The organism is Simiduia agarivorans SA1 = DSM 21679, assembly GCF_000305785.2.
Lineage (GTDB): Bacteria > Pseudomonadota > Gammaproteobacteria > Pseudomonadales > Cellvibrionaceae > Simiduia > Simiduia agarivorans.
On record NC_018868.3, the window covers coordinates 3,887,760 to 3,913,207 of the forward strand.

General features: G+C 57.0%; 23 protein-coding genes. 9 read left to right on the top strand and 14 right to left on the bottom strand.

Features of this window, described 5'->3' with window-relative positions; translation table 11 throughout:
- Positions 1-7 precede the first annotated feature (7 nt).
- From M5M_RS17340 to M5M_RS17350, 3 genes are all read left to right on the top strand, one after another.
- Positions 8-649 (top strand): glutathione S-transferase N-terminal domain-containing protein, encoded by a 642-nt coding sequence (locus M5M_RS17340; protein ID WP_015048811.1) that lies wholly within the window; start codon positions 8-10, stop codon positions 647-649.
- Between the two features lie 30 nt (positions 650-679).
- On the top strand, positions 680-1,105 hold the full coding sequence (locus M5M_RS17345; RefSeq protein WP_015048812.1) for a ClpXP protease specificity-enhancing factor: 426 nt from the start codon (positions 680-682) through the stop codon (positions 1,103-1,105).
- Positions 1,106-1,171: 66 nt separating this feature from the next.
- Positions 1,172-1,999, top strand: coding sequence for a CvfB family protein (locus M5M_RS17350; protein ID WP_015048813.1), 828 nt, complete (start codon positions 1,172-1,174; stop codon positions 1,997-1,999).
- A gap of 4 nt (positions 2,000-2,003) precedes the next feature.
- Here M5M_RS17350 and cysK read toward each other — a convergent pair whose 3' ends face one another.
- Positions 2,004-2,972: a cysteine synthase A gene (gene cysK, locus M5M_RS17355; RefSeq protein ID WP_015048814.1), complete on the bottom strand. Its 969-nt coding sequence runs from the start codon at positions 2,970-2,972 to the stop codon at positions 2,004-2,006.
- A gap of 203 nt (positions 2,973-3,175) precedes the next feature.
- On the opposite strand from cysK, the gene M5M_RS17360 reads away from it, so the two are divergent.
- The gene (locus M5M_RS17360) at positions 3,176-3,793 is read left to right on the top strand and encodes a Yip1 family protein (RefSeq protein ID WP_015048815.1); all 618 of its coding nucleotides are present in this window, start codon (positions 3,176-3,178) and stop codon (positions 3,791-3,793) included.
- Between the two features lie 63 nt (positions 3,794-3,856).
- On the opposite strand, the gene ilvC is transcribed toward M5M_RS17360, so the two are convergent.
- From ilvC to M5M_RS17375, 3 genes are read right to left on the bottom strand one after another with little or no spacing between them, the layout of a single operon-like run.
- The gene (ilvC, locus tag M5M_RS17365; protein ID WP_015048816.1) at positions 3,857-4,882 is read right to left on the bottom strand and encodes a ketol-acid reductoisomerase; all 1,026 of its coding nucleotides are present in this window, start codon (positions 4,880-4,882) and stop codon (positions 3,857-3,859) included.
- 47 nt (positions 4,883-4,929) lie between these two features.
- Positions 4,930-5,421, bottom strand: a complete 492-nt coding sequence (gene ilvN, locus M5M_RS17370; RefSeq protein WP_015048817.1) for an acetolactate synthase small subunit — start codon at positions 5,419-5,421, stop codon at positions 4,930-4,932.
- Entirely contained in the window at positions 5,421-7,148 is a 1,728-nt protein-coding gene (locus M5M_RS17375; RefSeq protein ID WP_042455200.1) for an acetolactate synthase 3 large subunit, read from the bottom strand. The genes ilvN and M5M_RS17375 overlap by 1 nt, the downstream gene beginning before the upstream one ends.
- Before the next feature lie 414 nt (positions 7,149-7,562).
- Between M5M_RS17375 and M5M_RS17380 the strand changes: the two genes are divergently transcribed.
- On the top strand, positions 7,563-8,021 hold the full coding sequence (locus M5M_RS17380) for a DUF4124 domain-containing protein (protein WP_016389889.1): 459 nt from the start codon (positions 7,563-7,565) through the stop codon (positions 8,019-8,021).
- 58 nt (positions 8,022-8,079) lie between these two features.
- Here the strand turns inward: M5M_RS17380 and clpB are convergent, their stop codons facing one another.
- From clpB to rluD, 3 genes are all read right to left on the bottom strand, one after another.
- A complete protein-coding gene (clpB, locus tag M5M_RS17385) occupies positions 8,080-10,656 on the bottom strand; it encodes an ATP-dependent chaperone ClpB (protein WP_015048820.1) in 2,577 nt (858 codons plus the stop codon).
- Between the two features lie 121 nt (positions 10,657-10,777).
- Entirely contained in the window at positions 10,778-11,536 is a 759-nt protein-coding gene (pgeF, locus tag M5M_RS17390; protein ID WP_015048821.1) for a peptidoglycan editing factor PgeF, read from the bottom strand.
- Positions 11,529-12,497: a 23S rRNA pseudouridine(1911/1915/1917) synthase RluD gene (gene rluD, locus M5M_RS17395; protein WP_015048822.1), complete on the bottom strand. Its 969-nt coding sequence runs from the start codon at positions 12,495-12,497 to the stop codon at positions 11,529-11,531. The genes pgeF and rluD overlap by 8 nt, the downstream gene beginning before the upstream one ends.
- 120 nt (positions 12,498-12,617) lie before the next feature.
- On the opposite strand from rluD, the gene M5M_RS17400 reads away from it, so the two are divergent.
- Positions 12,618-13,538: an outer membrane protein assembly factor BamD gene (locus M5M_RS17400; protein ID WP_015048823.1), complete on the top strand. Its 921-nt coding sequence runs from the start codon at positions 12,618-12,620 to the stop codon at positions 13,536-13,538.
- Positions 13,539-13,585: 47 nt separating this feature from the next.
- Here M5M_RS17400 and M5M_RS17405 read toward each other — a convergent pair whose 3' ends face one another.
- On the bottom strand, positions 13,586-15,469 hold the full coding sequence (locus M5M_RS17405) for a M48 family metallopeptidase (protein ID WP_015048824.1): 1,884 nt from the start codon (positions 15,467-15,469) through the stop codon (positions 13,586-13,588).
- Positions 15,469-16,065: a LemA family protein gene (locus tag M5M_RS17410; RefSeq protein ID WP_015048825.1), complete on the bottom strand. Its 597-nt coding sequence runs from the start codon at positions 16,063-16,065 to the stop codon at positions 15,469-15,471. The genes M5M_RS17405 and M5M_RS17410 overlap by 1 nt, the downstream gene beginning before the upstream one ends.
- Before the next feature lie 327 nt (positions 16,066-16,392).
- Between M5M_RS17410 and M5M_RS17415 the strand changes: the two genes are divergently transcribed.
- The gene (locus M5M_RS17415; protein ID WP_015048826.1) at positions 16,393-17,571 is read left to right on the top strand and encodes an acetyl-CoA C-acyltransferase; all 1,179 of its coding nucleotides are present in this window, start codon (positions 16,393-16,395) and stop codon (positions 17,569-17,571) included.
- Positions 17,572-17,669: 98 nt separating this feature from the next.
- On the opposite strand, the gene M5M_RS17420 is transcribed toward M5M_RS17415, so the two are convergent.
- Genes M5M_RS17420 through M5M_RS17435 form a run of 4 tightly spaced genes read right to left on the bottom strand, consistent with a single transcriptional unit; the run spans position 17,670 to position 21,062 of the window.
- Positions 17,670-18,242, bottom strand: a complete 573-nt coding sequence (locus M5M_RS17420; RefSeq protein ID WP_015048827.1) for a BON domain-containing protein — start codon at positions 18,240-18,242, stop codon at positions 17,670-17,672.
- Positions 18,242-18,829 (bottom strand): D-sedoheptulose-7-phosphate isomerase, encoded by a 588-nt coding sequence (locus tag M5M_RS17425; protein WP_015048828.1) that lies wholly within the window; start codon positions 18,827-18,829, stop codon positions 18,242-18,244. Before M5M_RS17425 ends, M5M_RS17420 begins: the two co-directional genes overlap by 1 nt.
- Before the next feature lie 29 nt (positions 18,830-18,858).
- Positions 18,859-19,197 (bottom strand): YraN family protein, encoded by a 339-nt coding sequence (locus tag M5M_RS17430; protein ID WP_015048829.1) that lies wholly within the window; start codon positions 19,195-19,197, stop codon positions 18,859-18,861.
- On the bottom strand, positions 19,197-21,062 hold the full coding sequence (locus M5M_RS17435; protein WP_015048830.1) for a penicillin-binding protein activator: 1,866 nt from the start codon (positions 21,060-21,062) through the stop codon (positions 19,197-19,199). The genes M5M_RS17430 and M5M_RS17435 overlap by 1 nt, the downstream gene beginning before the upstream one ends.
- A gap of 41 nt (positions 21,063-21,103) precedes the next feature.
- On the opposite strand from M5M_RS17435, the gene rsmI reads away from it, so the two are divergent.
- Both rsmI and M5M_RS17445 read left to right on the top strand, forming a co-directional pair.
- Complete coding sequence (gene rsmI, locus M5M_RS17440; RefSeq protein WP_015048831.1) at positions 21,104-21,940, top strand: 16S rRNA (cytidine(1402)-2'-O)-methyltransferase; 837 nt, start codon at positions 21,104-21,106, stop codon at positions 21,938-21,940.
- 39 nt (positions 21,941-21,979) lie between these two features.
- A complete protein-coding gene (locus M5M_RS17445; RefSeq protein WP_015048832.1) occupies positions 21,980-22,855 on the top strand; it encodes an LOG family protein in 876 nt (291 codons plus the stop codon).
- A gap of 58 nt (positions 22,856-22,913) precedes the next feature.
- Here the strand turns inward: M5M_RS17445 and M5M_RS17450 are convergent, their stop codons facing one another.
- A complete protein-coding gene (locus M5M_RS17450) occupies positions 22,914-25,289 on the bottom strand; it encodes a TonB-dependent receptor (protein WP_015048833.1) in 2,376 nt (791 codons plus the stop codon).
- Between the last annotated feature and the right edge of the window lie 159 nt (positions 25,290-25,448).

A 25,448-nucleotide genomic window follows, 5' to 3' on the forward strand; every position in this document is an offset into this window, starting at 1 on the left:
GAAACCAATGGGTGTAGTCGCTAAGCGCTCATCTATGACCTACTTTTCTGATGCCGGTGACCACTACAGCCACCGCGTGCGCATTGTGCTGGCGGAAAAGGGCGTCACTGTCGACATTGAAGATGTAGACCCAGAGGCCAAGCCCGCCGAGCTGGCAGACCTGAACCCCTACAACAGTCTGCCTACTCTGGTTGATCGCGATCTGTCCTTGTATGAAACCAAGGTCATGATGGAATACCTCGACGAGCGGTTCCCGCATCCTCCACTGCTGCCCGTATACCCGGTGGCGAGAGCACAGAGCCGCCTGTGGATGTACCGCATCGAGCGGGATTGGTGTCCACAGATCGACGTTATCCTGCGCAACGAAAGCAAAGATGACGTGGCCAAGGCCCGTAAAGAACTGAAAGAGAGCTTCACTGCCATAGCGCCGATTTTCTCCGAAATGCCGTTTTTCATGAGTGAAGAGTTCACCATCGTTGACTGCTGTTTGGCGCCTATTTTCTGGCGACTGGATTCGCTCGGCATCAATATTCCGCAGACCCGGGCCACCAAACCGCTGTTCGACTACATGGACCGCCTGTTTGCGCGCGAATCTTTCCGTGAAAGTCTGACGGAAGTCGAACGGGAAATGCGATCGACCAAGAAGTAATTCTCGGTCCGAACAGGAGTAGTACCGCCGATGGCCATGTCTTCCAGCCGCCCCTATATGATCCGAGCGCTGTACGATTGGATTGTGGACAACAATTGCACCCCCTACATTCTGGTGGATGCAATGATGTCAGGGGTTGAAGTGCCCCAGCAGCACGTCAATAAAGATGGCCAGATAGTGCTTAACATATCGCCCACAGCGGTCATGGGGCTGTCGCTGGACAATCAGGCGGTGAGTTTCAACGCCCGTTTTGGCGGTATTCCCACCGACATTTTTGTACCCAGCCGCGCTGTGTTGGGCATATATGCGCGCGAAAACGGTCAGGGCATGGTGTTTGAGCCAGAGCTGGAGCCTGAACCGGAGCCCACGCCGCCCAAAGGACCGGCGAAAAAGCCGGTGGTGGAAAAGCCTGCGGTGAAAAGTGCGGGCCGACCCAGCCTTCGGGTGGTCAAGTAAACGATCAAACCAAAAGGGGCCTGAGGCCCCTTTTTTGTCCGGGCCACTGGGTCCATTGGAGGATAAATGGCGCAGCCAGGCCGATTTCACACCTTGCCTATCGTCAGAATGACAGACTACGGCGCCTTTCTGGATCTCGGTGATCAAACCCAGGTGTTGCTACCCAAGCGCTACGTGCAAGACTCGCTGGCGGTGGGCGATTTTGTGCGGGTGTTTCTGCATTTCGATTCCGAAGACCGCTTGATTGCCACGACGGATACGCCCAAAGCCACGCTGGGCCAGTTTGCCTTTCTGCGGGTAACGGCCACAGGTCGTTTTGGCGCCTTCCTCGATTGGGGGCTGGGTAAGGATCTGCTGGTGCCTTTTGCCGAACAGCACAAGCCCATGGAGGAGGGGCGCAGCTATCTGGTCCATATCTATCAGAACGCCCAGGATGGTCGCCTGATGGCCAGCTCTAAGGTCGATCGTTTTCTGGATAAAACGCCACCCCGCTACAAGGTGGGTCAGGCAGTCTCTTTGATTATCGCCAACAGTACGGACCTCGGTTACAAAGCCATTGTTGAACATCAGCATTGGGGGCTTATTTTCGAATCGGAAGCCGGTGGCCGGTTGCGCTTTGGCGACAGCGTGCAGGGGTTTGTGAAACGCGTGCGGCCCGATGGCAAAATTGATCTGGGGCTCGCGAGGCCGGCAGAGCGACATGACCAGAATGTGGATCGTGTCTGGGCGGCACTGGAAAGAGCCGGCGGCCTGTTGCCGCTCAATGACAAGTCCTCACCTGCTGACATCGAAAAGCAGCTGGGCATCAGCAAGGCAGCCTTTAAACGGGCCGTCGGTACTCTATTAAAGCAGGGCAAGGTGGCACAGGATACGGGCGGCTTGCGCCGCCTGTAAGTACTTACTGCTGCAGCTCCTGTTCGGTCCAGTGTCCTGCAAACAGCGGACTGGACAGGTAGCGCTCGCCCGAGTCCGGGAGAATGACCACCGTGGTCTTGCCGGCATTTTCCGGCTTTTCTGCCTCTTTCAGTGCCGCGGCAACGGCGGCACCTGAGGAAATGCCAGCCAGTATCCCTTCCTCTTTCATCAGTCTGTGGGCCATGGCCATGGCCTCCTCGCTGCTGACAGTACAGGTGGCATCAATGACGGACAGGTCCAGATTGGCGGGGATGAATCCGGCGCCGATGCCCTGGATCTTGTGGGGGCTCGGGGTAAAGTCGGTGCCCGCTCGGGTCGCAGTGATGATGGCCGAGGTATCGGGTTCAACTGCGACCGTGTGAATCGCTTTGCCCATCTGTTGTTTGATATAGCGAGAGGTGCCCGAAATGGTGCCGCCGGTCCCGACCCCCGCGACAAAAATATCGATTTCGCCGTCGGTGTCGCGCCAGATCTCGGGGCCTGTGGTCTTTTCATGAATTGCCGGGTTGGCGGGATTGGCAAACTGCTGTGGCATGTAGCGGTTTTCCGGGTCCTCCGCCAGCAAGGCTTCCGCCTCTGCAATGGCTCCTTTCATGCCCTTTTCCGGCGGTGTGAGTACTAACTTGGCGCCCAGGGCTTTGACCAGTTGCCGTCGCTCCAGGCTCATGCTGGACGGCATCGTCAGTATCAGTGAGTAGCCTCTGGCCGCACAGACGAACGCAAGGGCAATGCCGGTATTGCCGCTGGTCGGTTCGACAACGGTCATGCCGGGTTTGAGCAACCCTTGCTGTTCGGCTCCCCAGATCATGTTGGCGCCAATGCGGCATTTGACCGACGTGGCTGGGTTGCGCGACTCCAATTTGACCAAAACCTTGTGTGTGGTCAGGCGGTTCAGTCGGACCAGTGGGGTGTTGCCAATGGTTTCGGAATTGTCTTTGTAAATGTGACTCATGCAGGGTTCCCTTCAGTGAACAGGCAGCTTCGCAGGCTAGCATAGCGTCCTTGTCTATATATCATCCAAGAATTATAACGACTATTAATATTGCGAATCCTTATTGGTTTAGTCTGCCGGCCTCAATAATACTGAGATTGCAGTTCTGCTGTGCGCACCTTGCGGCAGCGGAGTGGTTCCTAATAAAAACATAAGGAGGCTGTATGGCCATTTTGGAGCACACACTTGGTATCCTGTTGCACCCCGATCGGGAGTGGAAGGCAATTCGCAATGAGCGACATTCCTTCGCACAGGTGTTTTTCAGTCATGTGCCTTTCCTTGCCCTGATTCCCCCGGTGGCGGCCTATTTTGGTGTGACCCAGGTGGGTTGGACCATTGGCGACGGCGAGGTTGTCCGGCTCACCAGCGAATCCGCCCTGTCTCTTTGTGTAATGACCTATATTGCCCTGATGGTGGGCGTTTATGTATTGGGCGAATTCATTAATTGGATGGCCAAAACCTACGGTGTGACGGACTCTGCGGAGCAGCGCCACTATGAAGGCACGGCTTTGGCGGTTTATATCACGACGCCGGTGTTTCTCGCCGGCATCGTCGGGATCTACCCGGAGCTGTGGTTGAATGCCGCGGCGACTATCCTTGCGGGCTGCTATGCCATTTATCTGGTGTACGAAGGTATTCCGATTCTGATGAATATCGATAAAGAGCGCGCCTTCATGTATGCCACCAGCGTGGTGACCGTTGGTCTGGTCATGTTGGTGATTGTGCGCGTCGGCACAGTGATCGTTTGGGGAATGGGCATAGGGCCTGTCTACGTGGATTGACCCTGTAATCTCTGCAATAAAAAAGCCCCGCATAGCGGGGCTTTTTTATGTCGGCTAAAGCGATCAGCTATTGCCTTCGGTGCGGTCGATGATCTTATTGGCCTTGATCCAGGGCATCATGGCGCGCAGCTTGCTGCCCACCTGCTCGATGCCATGCTCACCGGAGATGCGACGCTTGGCTTTCATCACCGGGTAACCGGCCTGACATTCCAGAATGAAGTCGCGTACGAAGCGGCCTTCCTGGATGTCGGTCAGTACCCGCTTCATTTCCGCTTTGGTTTCTTCGGTGATGATGCGTGGGCCAGTGGCGTAGTCGCCGTATTCAGCGGTGTTGGAGATGGAGTAGCGCATGTCGGCGATGCCGCCCTGATACATCAGGTCAACGATCAGCTTCAGTTCGTGCAAGCACTCGAAGTAGGCCATTTCCGGCGCATAACCGGCTTCCACCAGTGTTTCAAAGCCCGCTTCTACCAGTGCGCTGGCGCCACCGCACAATACCGCTTGCTCGCCGAACAGGTCAGTTTCAGTTTCTTCACGGAAGTTGGTTTCGATGATGCCGGAACGACCGCCGCCGTTAGCCGAGGCCCAGGACAGCGCGATGTCTTTGGCTTTGCCAGTGGCGTCCTGATAAACCGCGATCAGGGTAGGTACACCGCCGCCTTCCAGGTAAGTGGAGCGTACGGTGTGGCCGGGGCCTTTGGGCGCGATCATGATCACGTCCACGTCGGCCGGCGGCTGAATCAGCTGAAAGTGGATGTTCAGGCCGTGCGCAAATGCCAGTGCGGAGCCTGACTTGAGGTAAGGGCCGACACTTTCGGAGTAGATTTTCGCCTGATGCTCATCGGGCGCCAGGATCATGGTGACATCGGCGTCTTTTACTGCATCGGCAATTTCGGCCACTTTCAGGCCTGCGCGCTCGGCTTTGGCCCAGTTGGCGGAACCTTTGCGCAGGGCAACGGTGACATTGGCCACACCGGAATCTTTCAGGTTCTGGGCATGGGCATGGCCCTGTGAGCCGTAGCCAACGATGGCAACGTTTTTGCCTTTGATGATAGAGAGGTCACAATCTTTGTCGTAGTACACTTGCATGATTCAGTCCTATGTCCGGTTCCGAATGTATTTCAAATTTAATGAGCTCAAAGGCTCAGGATTTTTTCGCCGCGGGCAATGCCGGAAACTCCCGTCCGCACCACCTCAAGGATGGCGCTGTCTCCAACCGCCTGCACGAACGCATCGAGTTTGTCCGACGTGCCAGCCACCTGCACGATGTAAACGCTGGGCGTCACATCGACAATCTGGCCCCGAAAAATATCAACGCAACGTTTGATTTCTTCGCGTTGGCCGCCCACTGCTTTGACTTTTATTAACATCAGCTCGCGTTCGATGTGGGCGCCTTCGGTCAGATCCACCAGTTTCACCACATCAATCAACTTGTTGAGGTGCTTGGTGATCTGTTCGATTTTGTGGTCGTCGCCAATGGTGGTCAACGTCAGGCGCGACAGGGTTGCATCTTCCGTGGGGGCCACCGTCAGGCTTTCAATGTTATAGCCACGCTGAGAGAACAACCCGACAACCCGTGAGAGTGCACCAGGCGCGTTTTCCATCAATACTGAAATGATCCGTCTCATCAGGTGCGCTCCGTCTTGCTTAACCACATGTCGCGCATGGTGCCCGGTGCAATCTGCATGGGATAAACGTGCTCAGTCGGATCCACGTAGATGTCCATGAACACCACGCGGTCTTTCATCGCGAAACACTCTTCCATTTTCGCTTTCAGGTCTTCTTTTTTCGTGACGCGAATGCCCACGTGGCCATAGGCCTCGGCCAGCTTCACAAAATCCGGTAACGAATCTTCGTACAGGGACTCCGAATAGCGACCGCTGTACTGCATGTCCTGCCACTGCTTGACCATGCCGAGGGCCTGGTTGTTCAGGCAGATAATTTTGACCGGCAAATGGTACTGGGTGCAGGCAGACAATTCCTGAATACACATCTGAATAGAGCCTTCGCCGGTGACGCAGGCGACGATCGCATCGCGGTGAGCCATCTGCACGCCCATGGCTGCAGGCAAGCCAAAGCCCATGGTGCCCAGCCCGCCAGAGTTGATCCAGCGCCGGGGCTTGTCGAACCCGTAATACTGGGCCGCAAACATTTGATGCTGGCCCACATCCGAGGTCACAAAGGCATCGCCTTGGGTGACTTCATGCAAGGTTTTGATGACGTCCTGCGGCATGATTTTTTCGCCCGCCGTGTTGTAGCGCGGCTTAGTGTAAATGCCGTGACGCTCGCGCCAGTCGGTAATCTGCTGCCACCAGTCGCCCAGCATTTTGGTGTCCGGACGCTCTTTGATCTCGCCCAGCAGTGCCAACATGTCTTTCATCACACTGGATACCGAGCCCACGATCGGGATATCGGCACTGACCGTTTTGGAAATCGACGCGGGGTCAATATCAATGTGGATGATTTTGGCCTGCGGGCAGAACTTGTTTGGCGTGTTGGTCACGCGATCGTCGAAGCGGGCGCCCACCGCCAGAATGACGTCGGCATGGTGCATCGCGGTATTGGCTTCAAAGGTACCGTGCATGCCCAGCATGCCCAGCCAACGCTGATCAGATGCCGGGAATCCACCCAACCCCATCAGCGTGGTGGTGACGGGGAAGTTGAGCTCGCGCGCAAACTTGGTTACCAGCTCACTGGCATTGCCCAGCACCACGCCGCCACCGGCGTAAATGACGGGACGGCGTGCCGTCATCAACAATTGAACGGCCTTGCGGATCTGGCCGCTATGGCCTTTTTCAATGGGCGTGTAGGAACGCAGCTTGATCTTCTTCGGATAGCTGTATTCGAACTTGTCAGCCGGGTTGGTCACGTCCTTGGGCAAATCCACAACCACGGGCCGGCCGGTAGAGGCGATGTAATAGGCTTTTTTGATCGTGGCAGGAATGTCTGCCGCATCTTTTACCAGAAAACTGTGTTTCACAATCGGACGGGAAACACCCACCATGTCGGTTTCCTGAAAAGCGTCTTCACCGATCTTCTCCGACGGAACCTGGCCGGATATCACCACCATGGGAATGGAATCCATGTAGGCGGTGGCAATGCCTGTAATGGCATTGGTGGCACCCGGACCGGAGGTGACCAGTACGGTGCCGACCTTGCCGGTGGCGCGTGCATAGCCATCCGCGGCATGGGTTGCGGCCTGTTCGTGACGAACCAGAATGTGTTTGATTTTGTCCTGACGGAAAATGGCGTCGTATATATGCAGGGCTGACCCACCCGGGTAGCCGAAGATATGTTCTACGCCTTCGTCTTGGAGGGCGCGAATCAGCATATCGCCGCCGGAAAGCATTTCCACCTTTTATCCCCTTAAAGAATTTGCCTTAATCTACGCTAAATGCGCCATGGGCGACCCGAACAAACAGGTTGCCCTACCTCATTGCTGTATTAGCTTTGGATTAACCAGCTCCCTGCGCTTTTAACGCTGCGAGGTCTGGACAAGATGTCGTCGGTGGACGCACCTTCGCAACTCTGGATGGTAAGGCGGGTGGTTGACCTGCCGGGGTAGAAAAGAACCGGGTTTACCGGTATGTCTAATAGCCATCTAGCGAATCCGCAATTTTGGCAATCTGACAAACAATGTCAATACTTTGCCCTAAAAAGTGGCAAATGTATCCCAACAGGCCGGATATGTGAGGTGCTTAGTGGGTTTTATTGCGGTTAACGAGTATAGTCTTATACTGATGCTTAAATTTGGAGTATGGATTTCGCCATGCGTAGCTTGATTGCCGTTGTTTTTTGTTCGTTGGGGCTGGCTTTTGCCACTCAGGTAGACGCCAAAGAGTACTACAAGTGGGTGGATGACGACGGTGTCACCCATTACACCGTAACCGCACCTAAGGATCGTCCTTCCGAATTAGTGCGCGTGATGGGCGGCGGTAAAGCCTCCAGCGGTAAGAGCAATGCAACCCCCGCGAGCAAAGCCTTGCCCGGTGATGAAACCGGCTTTGGCGCACCCAAACCGAAAGCGACGGCTGAAAAAGCCGAAGCTAAAATGTCAGTGGTGGATCCGGCCCGCTGCGAGATTGCGCGCAATAATATGGAAACCCTGACCAATCACCCGAGAATCCGGATCACAGAGGCCGATGGCAGCATTCGTTACCTGACTGACGAAGAAAAAGCTGAAAAAATGGCTGAAGCTGAAGCCGCTGCCCGAGAGAGTTGCGAATAACCGCGGTTTTACGCAATAAATGAAAAGGCGCGGATACCGCGCCTTTTTTCGTTGAGGGTTACTCAAACACTACGTGATCGCCGTTCATCCTCGCGTTGATATCCGCCCCGGGGGCAAACTTGCCGGCGAGGATGGATTGCGCTAACGGATTCTCAATGATCTGCTGTAGCGCACGCTTGAGTGGGCGGGCGCCGTACACCGGGTCGTAGCCTGCTGCCAGTACTTTATCCATGACCGCGTCTTCCAGCGTGAGGCTCAGTTCCCGCTCCTTCAGGCGGCGTTGCAACAACGCCAGCTGTAACTCGGCAATCCCCCGGATCTGCTCGCGACCCAGTGGGTGAAACACCACTGATTCATCGATCCGGTTGATAAACTCCGGCCGGAAATGCTGCCCTACCACATCCATCACAGAGGCCTTGATGGCATCGTAGTTGGCATCGCCGCCTTCTGACAGCTGCTGAATGCGATCGGAGCCCAGGTTCGAGGTCATGACCACCACGGTGTTGCGGAAATCCACAGTGCGGCCCTGGCCGTCGGTCAGGCGGCCGTCGTCCAGTACCTGCAGCAGGATATTGAACACATCGGGATGGGCTTTCTCCACTTCATCGAGCAGCAGCACCGAATAGGGCTTGCGCCGGACGGCCTCGGTCAGGTACCCGCCTTCTTCGTAACCCACATAGCCGGGCGGGGCGCCAATGAGACGGGCCACCGAATGCTTCTCCATGAATTCCGACATGTCGATGCGCACCATGGCTTCCGGTGTATCGAACAGGAATTCCGCCAGCGCCTTGCACAGTTCGGTCTTGCCCACGCCCGTGGGGCCAAGGAACAGGAATGAGCCGTTCGGGCGATTCGGGTCCGACAAACCGGCCCGCGAGCGGCGCACGGCATTGGACACGGCGATCACCGCCTCAGTCTGGCCAATGACCTTTTTGTGCAGAGCGGATTCCATCTGCAGCAGTTTTTCGCGTTCGCCCTCCAGCATCTTGCTGACGGGGATACCAGTCCACTTGGACACCACTTCGGCAATCTCTTCGTCACTGACTTTGTTACGCAGTAACTTCATTTCCATCATTTCGGCCTGACTCGCCATATCCAGCTGCTTTTCCAGCTCGGGAATGACACCGTATTGCAGCTCGGACATGCGCGCCAGGTCGCCTGCGCGACGCGCGGCTTCCATGTCCAGGCGAGCTTGCTCCAGGCTCGACTTGATGTCCTGGGAACCGCTCAGGGCAGCCTTTTCGGTACGCCAGATCTCTTCCAGATCGGCGTATTCCCGCTCCACTTTTTCTATCTCACCGTCGAGCAGGTTGAGCTGTTTTTTGGCCGCTTCGGTTTCATCTTTTTTAACCGCTTCGCGCTCGATTTTTAACTGAATCAGACGTCGCTCCAGGCGATCCATTTCTTCAGGTTTGGAATCGATTTCCATCCGGATCCGGCTGGCGGCTTCGTCGATCAGGTCAATGGCTTTGTCCGGCAACTGGCGGTCGGTGATGTAGCGTTGCGACAGCTTGGCGGCCGCAATAATGGCCGAATCAGTAATGTCCACGCCGTGGTGTACTTCATAGCGTTCTTTCAGACCGCGCAGAATAGCGATAGTGTCTTCTTCAGACGGTTCGTCCACCAGCACTTTCTGAAAGCGGCGCTCGAGTGCGGCGTCTTTTTCAATGTACTGGCGATACTCGTCGAGTGTGGTGGCGCCTACGCAATGCAGTTCACCACGTGCCAGCGCAGGCTTCAGCATGTTGCCCGCGTCCATGGCGCCGTCGGCTTTGCCGGCGCCGACCATGGTGTGCAGTTCATCGATAAACAGGATGATGCGGCCTTCTTGTTTGGCGAGTTCATTGAGCACGTTTTTCAAACGCTCTTCGAATTCGCCCCGGAACTTGGCACCGGCCAACAGTGAGCCGAGATCGAGCGAGAGCAGCCGTTTGTTTTTCAGGCCCTCTGGCACCTCGCCATTGACAATGCGTTGCGCAAGCCCCTCCACGATGGCGGTTTTACCAACGCCGGGCTCACCGATGAGTACGGGATTGTTTTTGGTCCGGCGCTGCAAAACCTGAATGGTGCGACGGATTTCATCGTCGCGTCCAATCACCGGGTCCAGCTTGCCGGCTTCAGCCCGGGCGGTTAAATCGATGGTGAATTTGTCCAGTGCCTGACGGTTGCCTTCGGCATCTGCGCTGTCCACTTTCTCTCCACCGCGTACTTTTTCTACCGCCTCTTTCAGGCGCTTCACATTGCCGAACTGCGCCAGCATTTTGCCAAGCTCCATGGAGCCTTCTTCCATGGCGGCCAGCAGGACAGTTTCGCTGGAGATAAACTTGTCGCCGGCTTTTTGCGCGTGCTTGTCGGCCAGGTTGAGCAGTCGCCCGAGTTCCGGCGACATGTGAATATCACCGGTGGGGTTTTGAATCCGGGCCAGGCCGTCGAGCTTTTTCGCCAGTTCGTTGCGTAAACCGGTGACGTCAAAGCCCGCTTGCGCGAGCAGGGGGCGCACGGTGCCGGCTTGCTGATCCAACATGGCCAGCAACAGGTGCGCAGGTTCCAGCTGCGGATGGTCCCGGCCTACCGCCAGGGATTGGGCGTCGGACAGGGCGATTTGCAGCTGGTTGGTGAGTCGGTCAATTCGCATGGTCAACCTCGAAAACATTGTCTAATGATTCAGAGGTTGGGGTAATTTGTGCAGAATTCAAGCAGCTGCACAATTGGTCGTGATTTGTTTGATCAGGATCAAACTTTATCTTGCCCGCTTTTTAACTCAGCCATATCAGGCTGGCAAACCGGCCCGTGGTGCCTTCTTTGCGGTAAGAATAGAACCGGTGGTTTTCTGTCGCGGTGCAGTGCGTTCCACCGTATACCTGCGCGATGCCCAGGCTGGTTAATGCGATGCGCGTGAGGGCAAACAGGTCGGCGTAGAACTTCAGCGGCCGGGCGCCAGGGGTAAAGCAGGCTGCAATGTGTTCGGTGCTGTCGGCATCGGTGGCCAGATCGAAGCAGGCCTCCAGGACATCGACACCGACTTCAAAGGCTGTGGGCCCGATGGCTGGGCCAATCCACGCCATCAATTGATCGGGCGCCGCGTCGAACATGGCCACTGCATTGGCAAGAATGCCGGCGCTGAGGCCGCGCCAGCCGGCGTGCACGGCGGCCACCTGGGTGCCAGCGGCATTGCACAGCAATACCGGCACACAATCGGCCGTCAGCACCGCACAGGCCAGCCCGGCTTGCTGGGTGATGCAGGCATCGGCGGTGCGGGTCAGGTTATCGGGCTGGGCTATCACTACCTCCGTGCCGTGAACCTGTTCCAGCCATTGTACCTGGGGCAAATCGAGCTGGTGCAGCAGCTGTTGCCGGTTTTGTAAAACCTGCTGTTCGTCGTCACCCACATGCAGGGCCAGGTTTGCATGGGCATAGGGGGGCGCACTGGCGCCGGTGCTGCGCTCGGTGACCACAGCCTTTACCCGGGCGGGCGCGGGCCAGTCGGGCGATAAAAGCGCGATGGGCTCAGACAAGGGGATCTTCCTCTGCCAGTTGATTCAGAATTTGCTCAAAATCTTCCGGCCGCTCGGCGTGCCAGGCCATGGTTTCCTTCAGCACCGGGTGTACCAGTTCAAGGTGCGTGGCATGCAGTGCCTGACGGGGAAAGGTGAGGATGGTGTTGCGCAGTTCGCTGCTGATGCCGGCGGCAAGCTGACGGTTACCGCCATAGGTTTTGTCGCCCACCAGCGGGTGCTTGAGCCAGGCCATGTGCACCCGGATCTGGTGCGTGCGCCCCGTGGCGAGGCTGCAGCGTACCAGCGTGTAGTGACCAAAGCGCTCGCTCACCGAATAGCGGGTAATCGCTTCTTTTCCACCCACGTCGGTAACGGCCATTTTGGTGCGTTGCGTGGGATGCCGTGCCATGGGCTGGTCGACGGTACCGCCCGCGATCAGCTTGCCCACCACCAGCGCGTCGTATTCGCGCTTGACGGAACGTTTCTGCAACTGCCGCACCAGGTTGATCTGGGCCTGCGGGGTTTTGGCGACCACCATCAGGCCGGTGGTGTCTTTATCCAGCCGGTGCACGATGCCAGCGCGGGGTACCTGCTCCAGCGAGGGACAGTGGTGCAGGAGGGCATTGAGCAGGGTGCCGGTGGGGTTGCCCGCACCCGGGTGCACTACCAGCCCCGCCGGCTTATTGATGACCAGTAAGGTATCGTCTTCGTACACAATATCCAAAGCAATGGCTTCTGCTACCCAGTCACCCGCAGGCTCCAGCGCGGCCTCCAGCGCCAGCGACTCGCCGCCAAAGCACTTGTCCTTGGGCTTGCAGGGCCGGCCATCCAGCGTCAGGGCGCCTTCTTTGATCCAGGTTTGCAGGCGGGCGCGGGAATAATCCGGGAATAACTGACTGGCCATCGCATCCACGCGGGCGCCGCCAGCGCCCTGAGGCACGGTGGCAGCAAGCGAGATAGTGGGGTTGGGACTCGACATGTGTTTGGTATCTTGGTGTGGCTGTGATTAAATGCGGCTATTTTACGCTGTGCGGGTCATTGGGGACAGCTCAAAGACCGCGCGGTGTCAGACCAGAATTAGTCCATAAAGAGTTTTAGCATGTCCCTCCGCCGTATTATCTCGTCAACCCTGGTGTTGACCGCGGTTTTGTTAGCTGCCTGTGCCAGCAATGAGCCTAAGCATACAACCGAAAAAGACTTCTATGATGCTGCCCAGCGCATGCTGAACGCGTCTCAATGGGAGCCGGCCATCAAAAACCTGCAGTTGCTGGAGGAGAACTTCCCGTTTGGTGCTTATGCCGAACAAGCCCAGCTGGAACTGATTTACGCCTATTACAAGAGCAATCAGCCCGAAGCTGCCATGGCCGCTGCCGACCGGTTCATCCGCCTGCACCCGCAGCACCGGAACGTGGATTACGCCTATTACATGAAGGGCCTGACCACCTTTACCCAGAATCAGGGGATGTTTGAGCGCTATGTGCCCTCCGACCTGACCGACCGCGACCCCGGAGCTGCGCGTGAGTCCTTTGCCCATTTCGCGCAGTTAATCGCCCGTTACCCCGACAGCCAGTACGCCCAGGACGCGCGCAAACGCATGATTCATTTGCGCAACCTGCTGGCGCGTTACGAAATCCATGTGGCTAATTACTACTTCAAGCGCGGTGCCTATCTGGCCGCCGCCAACCGGGGTCGGTACGTGGTGGAAAATTTCCAGCAGACGCCGGCGGTGCCCGATGCGTTGGCAGTGATGGCGCAGGGCTATCATTTGCTGGGTATGGATGATCTGGCCCAGAGTGCGGTCGAGGTACTGTGGACCAACTTTCCGGATTACCCGAATTTCGATAAGAACGGCAATTTCAACTACCAGTACAGTGTGGATATCAATGACCGCAGCTGGCTCAACCTGCTGAGTTTTGGTCTGTTTGATAAACAGGACCTGCGTGGATTTGACACCCGTGCGAAATACAATCCCGCCGTGGCGGTGTTTGAAACGGAAGGTGCGCTGCCAGGCAGCAACTGAGAGCCGGGCCCCGGTTGCGGGCCCGTGGTTATTGCCGCTTTGCGGTGTCAGTGAACAGCCCGTTCCCCCAACGGCGGCATCGGGCAGTTCAGCCGATCGGCGATCACGCGCAACAATTCGTATTCAGCCAGCTGCAGTGCGCCATCGGCATCCAGCGCCAGCATGATACTCTTGATCAGCCTGGGCTTTTGTAGCGGCTTGAGCAGATTAAGTTGGCTGAGTGCCGCATCCAGTCCCGCTAAATCAACAGCCTCCTCTGGCAGATTCTCCAGACCCAAGCCCAATGCCTGCATGGCACTTTCAAATGCCTGTTGCTGGTTGCTGACGTCCCCCTGTTTTGCAACTGCAGCCAGTAGTAGCCGGCACGGCGCCTTCAGGGCGGCGAGATCGCGGGTTTTATTCGAACTTTGTGGCCGGTCAAACAGGTTGTGTTTGAGCAGACTGAACAGGCACCACTCGGATAAAGTGAGTTGCTTATCGGCTTTGATCAGGGCAATCACCGATGCTCTGAATTGGTTTTTCTGCCCGTCAGACAATGCCTTGAGTGCCGGCAGGCACAGCTCCACCACCGGCAAGCGCAGCGCCAGTGGTAAGGCTTTCACCCGTGGCAGATAGTGCCGGTAAAGTTTGAACACCGGGGTCGGCACATGCACGCCCAAGTGGCTTTCCTGTTCGAGTGCGACGGATTCAGTGAACAGTAGGCCGTAGATGATGGCCATGGCCGAAGCGCTGTTATGGCAAGCGTCGCGCACTTTGGGGTCAAGCTGATCGAGCAAGCGCGCCGCCACAGCTTGGGCGGCCGGCGTCGGTACACCCATTTGTTCAACCAGCGGCTCGGGTGCCGGTGCGTTGACCTCAGCGGCGCCGGCAAAACCCTGTGTGCGTGGGTCGGTCTCGTCGGTGGGGGCGCTGGTCAGGAAATCGCCTTTCCAGCCGGGTTCGATGCGTTGAATGCGCTCGGCCAGCGGTGGATGGGTAGCAAACAGGCCGCTGAACCAGCCGCTGACACCGTTGGCGAAATAGAAATGGCTGTACTCGGCGGCGTTGGCGGCGGCCAGATTGGAGCCGGCGCTGTGCCCGCCAATGCGTTTGAGAGCATCGCTGATGCCGCTGGGGTTGCGGGTAAACTGCACTGCCGAGGCATCGGCCAGAAACTCCCGCTGCCGGCTGACCGCGGCTTTGATCAGGTTGCCAAAAAAGATGCCGGCATAGCCGATTACAAATAAACCGAGCCCGAGCAGGGCCAGGCTGTTGCCGTCTTTTTTACTGCTGCGCCTGGGCGTGCTGCGCATGATCATCTCGCCGATGATACCGATCAGCAAAATGCCGTGCAGTACGCCCACCAGACGCAGGTTGAGGCGCATGTCGCCATTGAAGATGTGGCTGTATTCGTGCGCGATCACCCCCTGCAACTGGTCCCGTGACAAGGCTTCGAGGCAGCCACGGGTCACGCCAATCACCGCATCCTGAGGGGCATAGCCGGCGGCAAAGGCGTTGATTCCGGGCTCGTCCAGCAGGTACACCGGTGGCACGGGAACGCCCGCCGCGATGGCCATCTCTTCGACGATATTGAGCAGTTGGCGTTCCTTGCCCGTGCATTCAGCGATATTCAGCAGGCGACCGTTGAGCGACTCCGCCACCACGGCACCCCCCTGGCGCAACTGGGATAACCGGTACCAGCTGCCCAGTAACACCACGCTGATCACGATAATGGCGATGCCGCCGATCAGGCGCGCATCCAGGTGTTCAAAAAACGTTTGCCAGAAGGCCGCCTGATCGGGGCTGGGGGTTGCGGCGCCGCCGGTGGCTTGCAGCATAATGCCAACGAACAACGTGGTTATGACGATGAGCGCCACCACTGCCAGCGCCATCAGGCCCACCAGACGCGCGGTCTGTTTGCGCGCCTGATCCTGATGCTCAAAGAAGTTCATTAGAAGGAAACTTTCGGTGCGGCCTGGATTTCGGCGCTATCGGCAAACTCCAGCAGATTTGCGTCTTTGCCGTGGCCAAATAAATTGGCAAAAAACACCGGCGGGAAGCTTTGCTTGTAGCTGTTATAAGCCGTGACGGCGTCGTTAAAGGCCTGGCGGGCAAACGCCACCTTGTTTTCGGTGGAGGTGAGCTCTTCGGACAGCTGCATCATGTTCTGGTTGGCTTTGAGGTCGGGGTAGGCCTCCATCACCACGTTCAGCCGTCCCATGGCGCCAGCGAGCATGCCTTCGGCCTGATTCAGCTGGGCCACCGATCCAGCGTCGTCCAGATGGCCTTTCAGGGCTTGCAGTCCAGCCGCAGCTTGGTTGCGAGCGGCAATGACCGCCTCCAGCGTTTCGCGTTCATGCTTGATGTAACCCTTGGCGGTTTCCACCAGATTGGGAATCAGGTCGTAGCGGCGTTTGAGCTGAACCTCGATCTGCGCAAAGGCATTTTCAAAGCGGTTTTTCAGCGCCACCAACTGGTTGTAGATACCTACGATGTAAAACAGCAGCAGGGCAATGATGACGAATGTAACAATAGTTCCGGTTCCCATAGAGGCTCCTCCGTGTGCGTTTGGCCGATGGTAGCATGAGTGCAGGGCTGGCAGTGAAGTCACTCGGTTAACGGTCCTGCCGGCAAGATGAACGCAATTATCCGCCCTGCCTCAAAACGCCACTGCTGTTAACAACCGGGCCCGAAAACAGCTTTCTGTTGCTCCAGATCGGCGCCAATGACGCCTGCACGGCGTACCCTGCCAGTGACAGAGCGCATCGCCCAGGGCTGGCTGACACGGCTTTGGTTATACTGCAATGCATTGCGTGCAACGGCGGTGCTGTTGCAGACTGGAAGCGAGTGATCAAGCAGCGTACGAGGAGCGGTTATGAAAGATCCCATTGTGATTGTAGGTATGGCGCGCACGCCCATGGGGGGCATGCAAGGGGCTTTGTCCGCGGTCTCAGCACCCGATCTGGGTGCGGTGGCCATCAAGGCCGCGCTGGCCGATGCGGGTGTGGCCGCAGATCAGGTGGACGAAGTGTTGATGGGCTGCGTATTGCCTGCCGGTGTGGGTCAGGCGCCGGCGCGACAGGCGGCACTGAAAGCCGGCCTGTCTGACCGCACGCCCTGTACCACCATTAACAAAGTCTGCGGCTCGGGCATGAAAACCGTGATGATGGCCGCCGATGCGCTGGCGCTTGGCCACGGCAAAGTGATTGTTGCCGGCGGCATGGAAAGTATGTCCAATGCGCCTTATTTGCTGGCCAAGGCGCGAGCGGGTTATCGACTTGGTCACGGCGAACTGCTGGATCATATGTTCCTGGATGGCCTGCAGGACGCCTATCAGGGTGGCCTGATGGGTAGTTTTGCCGAACAGTGTGCTGACAAGTACCAGTTTACCCGTGAGGCCCAGGACAACTATGCGTTGACCTCGCTGGATCGCGCGAACAAAGCCATTGCCGAAGGGCGTTTCCGTCGCGAAGTGGCGCCCGTGACCATTGCCGACCGGCGGGGTGAAGTGGTTGTGGATACCGATGAGCAGCCCGGCAATGCGCGCCCGGAAAAAATTCCCACGTTGAAGCCGGCGTTCAAAAAAGACGGCACCGTCACTGCCGCCAATGCCAGCTCAATATCGGACGGTGCGGCCGCTTTGGTATTAATGACCGCGTCGGAAGCCAGCCGACGCGGCCTTAAGCCCATTGCCCGGGTGTGCGGCCACAGTCAGGCCGCACAGGCACCTGAGTGGTTTACAACGGCGCCCGTGGCGGCCATGAAAAATCTGCTTGAGCAGGTGGGTTGGTCGGCCGCCGACGTGGACCTCTACGAAATCAACGAGGCCTTTGCCGTCGTGGCCATGGCGGCCATGACCGAACTGGAGCTCGACCACGCCAAAGTGAACGTCAACGGTGGCGCCTGCGCACTGGGTCATCCTCTGGGTGCCAGTGGTGCGCGTATCATGGTGACCTTGTTGGGTGCTATGTTGCACCAGAGCAAAGCCCGTGGTGTGGCCAGCTTGTGTATTGGCGGCGGCGAGGCCACCGCGGTGGCATTGGAGCTAGTCTGAAAAAACAGTGGCTGGCTAGTCTCCGGAACAAAAAAAGCGGGCATTGCCCGCTTTTTTTGACTATCGATAACTGAAAAACTGACGGTTGTTACTAGCAACTAGTTAATGTATTCCACCACTTTCACGACTTTCTGCACGCCACCCGTGGTGCGGGCAATTTCGCTGGCGCGTTTGGCTTCGGCCTGGGTCAGTAAGCCCATAATGTAGACTACGCCATCTTCCGTCACCACTTTAACCCGGCCGCTGTCCAGGTTCATGTCGGTCATCATTTTGGTTTTGACTTTGGATGTCAGCCAGGTATCGCTGGTGGCGGTCAGGAAGGAGGCATTGCCTTGAATGGCCAGCTCGTTGTGAACTTCGCGAACGCGGGTGATTTTGCGCACTTCTTCGCCGGCGAGCGCTTTCATGTCGGGCGCTTGTACCTGGCCGGTCAGCAACACAATGCCGTTAAAACTGGTGACAGAAATGTTGGCGTTTTCCAACAAAGGTGAGGCCTTGCGGATGTTCACCAATGCAGAAACCTCAATTTTTTCATCGTCGATGGCCGATCCCAGAGTGCGTTCTTTTTTATCCACGCCAACGGGTTCTTCGTGCGCCGCACCCACGATATGGCTGCAGCCGTTCAGGAACAATGGCAGCGCCAAAAAGCTTGCTAACAATAAAATCCGCATTACGCGAAACCTCCAAATAATTGCTGATCTATGAGATCACAGAGACAAAAAACACTCAACAGGTGCACCTCATGGGCGTGGGGCGCCGATAGGGTAGGCACTTTCAATTCGAAATCCTGACTGGCCAGCATGCTGGCCAGGTCGCCGCACTGTTCGTTGGTAAACGCCACAATGCTCATTTCTTTGTCGCGTGCGGCGCTGATCGCTTGCACCGTTGCACTGGTGTTGCCGCCGGTGGCAAATACTACCAGCAGATCGCCCGCTTGCCCCAGTCCCCGTATGGGTTTGGCAAAAATATCGTTTAAGCCCGAATCGGTTGCCACGGCGCTCAGGTTGAGCGCGTCGTTGGCCAGACATAGGGCTGGCAGGCTGGGTCTTTCCTGCTCGAATCGGTTCACCAGGCAACTGGCCAGGGTTTGTGCGTTGGCAGCCGCCAGGCCTACGCCGCAGGTAAGTATCTTTCGTTCACTCAGCAGCGCCTGGACCATGGCGTGGCTGGCATCCGCCAGCAGAGGCGCAAAGCCCTCGCCGGCATTCATGATGGTTTCAATGCTTTCGTGGAAGCGCTGAATGACGCGTTGTTCCATGGTGTTTTCTCAGGTGTTCGCGGTGTATTTCAAAAAGCGTTGGTTACCCAATGGGGGTCCGACTGTAAATCATCAAACCAGACCACATCAAAGCGGGCGGGTTGATGGTGGCGATCAGGGTGCGCCTGCAAATAATGTTCGGCCGCAAGTCTCAGTTTGCGCCGCTTGCCAGCGGTGACAGATTCGGCACCCGAACCAAAGGCGGCGTGACTGCGAAGCCTGACTTCGACAAAAACCAGTGTGCCAAGGTGCTCCATGATGAGATCGAGTTCGCCCCGGCTGCAGAGGTAGTTGCGCGCGAGTGTAGTGAGCCCCGCGCGGGTTAAAAATGCCTCCGCTTTTTGTTCGGCTTCGGCACCCCTGGTCATCAGCTGTCATCGCTCTGGCGGCTTACCACCATCGGCATGGGTACCGCTCTGCCGCGCCGTATACTGGCCCACATCTGTTCCCGCTCGATCTGGCCAGCGGTATTCAATTGCAGGTTGCCAGTGGCGCCGAAAACGCGGGTGCCGTCAATTTCCCGCAGCTGGCGCAGGCGAGGATAGAGGTAGAATGCGTCTACCCCCATGGCATAGAGCCGGTTAAAGGCCGGGTCGCGCGAATAGGCGTCGATCGCCAGCTTTTCCGGACGCTGGGTGTCGAAAATCCACGGCAGGGTACTGAACCGGATGCCATTCATGTCGCTGTCCAGTTTTGGGTCCGGTTCGCCGGTGTAGATATGGCTGGTGGCGTATACCGGAATGTCGCTGGCCAGGTGAAATTTCAACGTGGGTTTTACCTGCCGGGCCTGGTTCGGCAGTGCGGTCAGGAAAATCATATCCACATCCTGGCGGCGCCGGGGTTCGTACTCCATGGTGCGGCCAAGAATATTACGCACTTGTGCAGCGCGGGCTTTACTCTGGTCAATCAGCAATGCGCGCGAAATAATTTTTGAGTAATCGGCTTTGCCGGTGAATTTGGCATAATCAACGACCGTGCCTCCCAACTGATTCCACTCGGCGATGAACGCCACTGCGGCGCGATCAGCCCAGCTGGCTTCCGGTGCAATCACCATCGCCAGCCTGTGACCTTCCAGCCATGCCCGGCGGGCGGCTTGGCGGGCTTCATCTTCTGCGGCAAGACTGAACTGCACCAGCTGCGGTGGGGGGGGCAGACTGCCATTTTGTTCGGACCGGTTCAGCGCCAACGTGGGTACCGGCAGTGCGGGTAAGAGGGCCAGCTCGGCCACTTTGTCCTTGTCCAGCGGGCCAATGATCAGCTCGGCGCCTTCGTCTACTGCCTGCTGATAGAGGCCTGCGATATCCTGGGTGTTGCTGTCATAGACGCGAATGGCGGGATGTTGATGACCGGCTGCCACGGCCTGATAGTAGGCGGCAAAAAAACCGTCCTGAATGGCTTTACCGGCGCGGGCCAGACGCCCGCTCACCGGCAGCAACAGGGCCACCTGCTTGGGTTGCTCTTCAATCAGTTGTTGCAGCAACTGCAGATCTTGCGGCAGGTGCGCGGCCGCCGGGTGGTCGGGCCATTGGGCTCGCCATTGCTCGACGCCGGCGAGCTGAGCCTCCAGTTGGTTCTGGTTATTCTTGGACAAGATTGCCAGCTGATACCAGCCCAGCTCTTCCCGCGATTGGCTGTTGCCGGCTAATTGCTCCAGCTCCCACAAAGGCTGTGCCATCAATGTTTGCCACAGGGCAACCTGATTGCCGGTGGCCTCTACGGGTGACAGCGATACGTGGTCGAGCGCAACGTATTCCCTGATGGCCAACTGGGTTTCACCCAGCGTCGACATCAGTTCGCCGCGCATTTGCCTGATGGCCACGTAGGTGGCTTTTGGCATCAGCTCCCATTGGCTGTCGAGGCCCGGGTTCATCAACACTTGTTGGGCGGTGAACAGGTTGTTCTGGGCGATCGCCAATTGGCTGTACACCAGGGTGTAATGCCAGAGGTCTTGCTGCTGCAGTTGGTCCCGGCTGATGGCGCTGAGCAGGTTGTCGGCCCATTCATTGTCGCCCAGTGCAATCAACTGCTCGGCGGCGGCAATAATGTGACGCTCGCGCTCCGGCGACTTGGCCTGCCGGGCCTCCAGCAGTAATGCCTGTACCGCTTCCTGAGAGCTGCCGGCCGTGGCTTCGACAATATCGGGGTCGGATTGCTTGACCGGTGCAGAGCAGGCGGACAGCAGTAAACACAGGGCCAGGCCGGAGAGGCAGAGGCGGGTCGGGATGTTAAACATGGTATGATTGAGCTTCCAATGAGCAGGTCAAAAGTGTACCCATGAACGAGTCAGCTTTATACGTGGTGGCTACACCAATCGGCAATTTGGGCGATATGGTACCGCGAGCCGTAGAAACTCTTCAAACGGTTGCGGTGATTGCGGCAGAGGATACACGTCATAGCAGCCGTTTACTGGAACACTTTCACATTCGCACCCCGCTGGTGGCCTACCACGACCACAGCGATGGCCAGGCCACCCAAAAGTTGATTGATCGGCTGCTGGCGGGGGAATCAGTGGCGTTAATCTCCGATGCGGGCACCCCCCTGGTGTCCGACCCGGGGTACCAGCTGGTCGCGGCAGCGCGCGCTGCCGGCATCCGGGTGGTGCCCATTCCTGGCGCCTGTGCGTTAATTGCCGCGCTATCGGCCTCAGGGCTGCCTTCCGACCGATTCAGTTTTGAAGGCTTTTTGCCGGCAAAGCACGGAGCGCGGGCGACCCGGCTGGAATCTGTTAAGCAGGAAACCGGCACACTGATTTTTTATGAGGCCCCGCACCGGATTCTGGACTGTCTTAATCATATGGCCGAAATTTTTGGACCGGACCGGCAAGCGGTTGTGGCGCGCGAGTTGAGTAAAACCTTCGAGACCTTTTTGTCCGGCTCGCTTGCGGAACTGGTCGAGCGCGTTGGCGCCGATTCAAACCAGCAGCGGGGTGAGATCGTATTGTTGGTGCGGGGCGCACCCAAGCAATTGGAACAATCGTTGAGCCCGGATGCCATGCGTATCATGCAGTTGCTCGCCGCCGAGTTGCCGCCGAAAAAAGCCAGTGCACTGGTGGAGCAAATTGTTGGCGTAAAAAAGAAACTCGTTTATCAATGGTACGTGGAACAGCATTAAACTGCCGGTTCCGCGATTGGGTCGAATGAAGGAGTAATAATGGCCAAACATGACAGGGATTCCAACCGGTTATTCTATTCCGCCGCCGATGAGGTGGTGCATGCTGAATACCCGGAAGACGTGGTGTGCGGAAATCCTCAGCTTTGTTCGCCCGCCTATCGGCTGGCCTACACCGATCAGGATTTTATGCTCACCGAAGAAATGCGTTCGGTGCGGCTGATGTTAGAGTTGGCGAAACCGGAAAAAACCTTACAGGCACTGGGCATATCGCAAACGGTGGTTATGTTCGGCAGCGCCCGGACTCCGGATGCGGAGCAAGCAAGCATTGATCTGGCAGCGGCCCAGTCTGGTAACCTGTCAGACACAGAGCAAAAGCGATGTCAGGTGGCCGTTGAGCAAAGCCGTTACTATGAGCAGGCGCGTGCGCTGGCCCGATTGATTGCCGAGCAAAGCCCGGCTTGTCCCGGCGGCGAGCTGCATGTGATTACTGGCGGTGGCCCCGGCATTATGGAGGCTGCCAATCGTGGCGCCAGTGAAGCCGGCGCGAAATCGATAGGACTCAATATTGTATTGCCGCACGAGCAATACCCGAATCCCTACATTACTCCGGAGCTCTGTTTCCGGTTCCACTACTTTGCCATGCGCAAAATGCATTTTCTTATGCGCGCCAAAGCGTTGGTGGTTTTCCCCGGCGGCTTCGGGACATTGGATGAATTGTTTGAAACTTTAACCTTGGTGCAAACCAAAAAAGTGCAGCCCTTGCCTATCCTGATTTTCGGTAAGCAGTTCTGGCAGCGCTTGGTAAATTTTGAGTTTCTGGTAGAGCAGGGCATGATCAGTGCGGAGGATCTCGCCTTGTTTCGCTACGTGGAGTCGGCAGAGCAGGCCTGGGATATTATTCGCGAATCGCTATGATGTTTTCGCAGGCATAAAAAAGGGGAGCCGGAGCTCCCCTTTTTTTGTTTACATCGTTTTAAAAGCGCATGGTGCCTTGCAGGGCAATGCTGCGCGGGCGATCGTAGAAGCTGTAGTAAGCGGTACCGGTGCCACCTGTTAATCGAGTTGATACAGGTAGTTGGTTGCCGAAAGTGGATACTGCTTCGTCAGTCAGATTTTTACCCACCAAGGCGACTTCCCACTGGCCATCCTGAGCGCCCAGTGCCAATCTCAGATTCAACTTGGCGTAGGCGTCCTGCTGCAGGTTAGGATCCAGTGTGGGAGATGCGTAGTAACTGTCGCTGAAGTTGATGTCACCGGTTAAACGCCACTCCAGATTATCCCCTATGGTTTGAGCATAGTCAGCACTGATAGTGCCCTGGAATTGTGGCGCGAACTCCCGGGTTTTGCCCGACAGGTCACACAAACCGGGGTATTCCGTACTGTCCGGCGTTTGGCCGAAATAGCACTGGCTGTTAGGGAATTTGTCGAAGTTGAAGTCAAGGTAGCCCAAAGAACCGCTCAGGGTCAGGCCGTTGGTAATTAGCCAGCGGCCATCAAGCTCGATACCTTGGGTTGTGGCTTCACCTGCGTTGGTCACGTTAAAACCCAGCACGCCATCAAACTGACTGGTTTGAAGATCGGTGTAGTTGGTGTGAAACAGCGCAACGTTGAGTTCGGCGGCGCCATCGGCCAGGGTCATTTTCGAGCCAAGTTCAAAGCTCTGGGCTTTTTCCTCTTCGTATTCGAAAACGCCAGGCGCAAATCCGTTTGCCGCAGTGGTTTGGACAATGACCAATGGGCTTTGGTTGGCAATGATGTTTACACCATAGTCCGGGTCTGGATGTGCATTGGAGCGCACGTCAAATCCGCCGGACTTGAAACCCTCTGTATAGGTGGCATACAGCATGGTGTCTTCGGTGGCGTCCCACTGTGCGGTAATCAGGGGCGTGAACTTACCTTCAGAGCGTTTGTCTGAAATTTCTTCGTAGGGCTCCAGCAAAAATGCGGTATACACGGTATTCAACAATAGATCTGTTGCTCCCACATCCTGGCCCAGCGTATTGGTATGGTGTTGTCGCCGGGTGGCTTCCTTGTCTTCAGCGGTATAGCGTCCGCCAACCGTCAGGCGCCAATCGGTAGAAATGTTCCAGGTTGCCTGAGCAAAACCTGCCCACAGTGTTGAATCCTGGGTAAAGGTACGTTGGCTGGCGGTGCCGGGAAGCAACGCTGACAGCCCTCCCAGCAGACTGGTGGTGGGGACGCGGATGGCGTCATCGAAATCCATCTCGCTGGACTGATAAAACAGACCCGCTATGTAATCAATGGTTTCGCCTTGTGGTGAGGCAATACGAATCTCTTGGCTGTATTGTTTGAAATCCTCACGGCTGTCTGCGGTGAAAACCGTCGCGCCGGTAAAGTCGCAATCACAATCCTCTTCGTAGTTGTAGGCGTTGTAGCCAGTTACGGCTGTCAGTGTATGTTCGCCAAGGCCCCAGTCGATGGTGAAAGTGGCGTTTTCAGTGTCGTTATTCGAAAAATCGCCATTGGATTGGCGTTTGAAGTTCTGCTCTGTGTCCAGGACGTAGGCGCCGCCGGTGGCGCCGAACAGCGCATCAGCATAGGAAAGCCCCCCCGGAAGTGTCACTGGATTCACTGGCTCCAAAAACCGGCCTTTGGTGTCAAACGACCCGGTTTCGACTTTCAAATTCATGGTCAGATCTTCGGTGGCGTCCCAGCGGAACTGACCTCTGATGACCTGCTCTTTTTCAGCAGATTCATCCCGGTTCAGGGTGGTATTTTCATAATAGCCATCGATTTCACGACCCAGTAAGGACAGCCGGCCACTCAGGGAGTCGGTCAGCGGGCCTGACAGCACAACGCGCAGGTCTTTTTCACCGTGGCTGGGTTCGTACAGGGCAGTAACCTGGCCCTCGAACTCATCGGTGGGTTTGGCGGTGACCATCGAAATGGCACCGGCAATGGAGTTCTTGCCAAACAGGATACTTTGCGGGCCGCGCAGGACTTCCACGCGCTCAAGGTCCATAAAAGGGGCGCGGGCCAACTGGGCGCGGCCATAGTAGATGCCGTCTACATATTGGCCTACGGACTGTTCAAAGCCCTGGTTAATGCCGGAGCTGATACCACGGATGGCGATAATGGTGCCGATACCGGTCTGGTTCATGGTCAGGTTGGGTACGTAAGCTGTCATACCCTCAAGATTGGTGATGCCGGCTTCATCCATTTTGGCGCCGGACACAGCGTTAACCGAGATGGGGACATCCTGAAGCCTTTCTACACGCTTCTGGGCGGTTACCACCACCTCTTCCAGAACCAGGTCCTGGGCGAGTGTGGCGCTTGATGCCAGTGCGGCGATGGAAAGGGGTAGTAACTGCTTGGTAAATCTGATCATGTTGCTCTCCAGCTTTTTTATTGTGTGATCTCGCCCGGGGGCTCAAAAAGTATGCAATGGTGAGTTGGCCTTTGGAAAGGGGTTAATGGATAAAAGATAGCTCAATCTGCTCGTTTTTCGCCCTGTTGTAGAAAAATCCGGTTGAAATTGGGGGTGGGC

Coding starts and splice junctions, on each gene's coding strand:
- M5M_RS17445 (WP_015048832.1), top strand. CDS start 21,980: ATGGCCAAACATGACAGGGATTCCAACCGGTTATTCTATTCCGCCGCC.
- M5M_RS17345 (WP_015048812.1), top strand. CDS start 680: ATGGCCATGTCTTCCAGCCGCCCCTATATGATCCGAGCGCTGTACGAT.
- M5M_RS17380 (WP_016389889.1), top strand. CDS start 7,563: ATGCGTAGCTTGATTGCCGTTGTTTTTTGTTCGTTGGGGCTGGCTTTT.
- clpB (WP_015048820.1), bottom strand. CDS start 10,656: ATGCGAATTGACCGACTCACCAACCAGCTGCAAATCGCCCTGTCCGAC.
- M5M_RS17360 (WP_015048815.1), top strand. CDS start 3,176: ATGGCCATTTTGGAGCACACACTTGGTATCCTGTTGCACCCCGATCGG.
- M5M_RS17450 (WP_015048833.1), bottom strand. CDS start 25,289: ATGATCAGATTTACCAAGCAGTTACTACCCCTTTCCATCGCCGCACTG.
- ilvN (WP_015048817.1), bottom strand. CDS start 5,421: ATGAGACGGATCATTTCAGTATTGATGGAAAACGCGCCTGGTGCACTC.
- M5M_RS17400 (WP_015048823.1), top strand. CDS start 12,618: ATGTCCCTCCGCCGTATTATCTCGTCAACCCTGGTGTTGACCGCGGTT.
- rsmI (WP_015048831.1), top strand. CDS start 21,104: ATGAACGAGTCAGCTTTATACGTGGTGGCTACACCAATCGGCAATTTG.
- M5M_RS17435 (WP_015048830.1), bottom strand. CDS start 21,062: ATGTTTAACATCCCGACCCGCCTCTGCCTCTCCGGCCTGGCCCTGTGT.
- ilvC (WP_015048816.1), bottom strand. CDS start 4,882: ATGCAAGTGTACTACGACAAAGATTGTGACCTCTCTATCATCAAAGGC.
- M5M_RS17405 (WP_015048824.1), bottom strand. CDS start 15,469: ATGAACTTCTTTGAGCATCAGGATCAGGCGCGCAAACAGACCGCGCGT.
- M5M_RS17415 (WP_015048826.1), top strand. CDS start 16,393: ATGAAAGATCCCATTGTGATTGTAGGTATGGCGCGCACGCCCATGGGG.
- rluD (WP_015048822.1), bottom strand. CDS start 12,497: ATGTCGAGTCCCAACCCCACTATCTCGCTTGCTGCCACCGTGCCTCAG.
- M5M_RS17420 (WP_015048827.1), bottom strand. CDS start 18,242: ATGCGGATTTTATTGTTAGCAAGCTTTTTGGCGCTGCCATTGTTCCTG.
- M5M_RS17410 (WP_015048825.1), bottom strand. CDS start 16,065: ATGGGAACCGGAACTATTGTTACATTCGTCATCATTGCCCTGCTGCTG.
- cysK (WP_015048814.1), bottom strand. CDS start 2,972: ATGAGTCACATTTACAAAGACAATTCCGAAACCATTGGCAACACCCCA.
- M5M_RS17340 (WP_015048811.1), top strand. CDS start 8: ATGGGTGTAGTCGCTAAGCGCTCATCTATGACCTACTTTTCTGATGCC.
- M5M_RS17350 (WP_015048813.1), top strand. CDS start 1,172: ATGGCGCAGCCAGGCCGATTTCACACCTTGCCTATCGTCAGAATGACA.
- M5M_RS17430 (WP_015048829.1), bottom strand. CDS start 19,197: ATGACCAGGGGTGCCGAAGCCGAACAAAAAGCGGAGGCATTTTTAACC.
- M5M_RS17425 (WP_015048828.1), bottom strand. CDS start 18,829: ATGGAACAACGCGTCATTCAGCGCTTCCACGAAAGCATTGAAACCATC.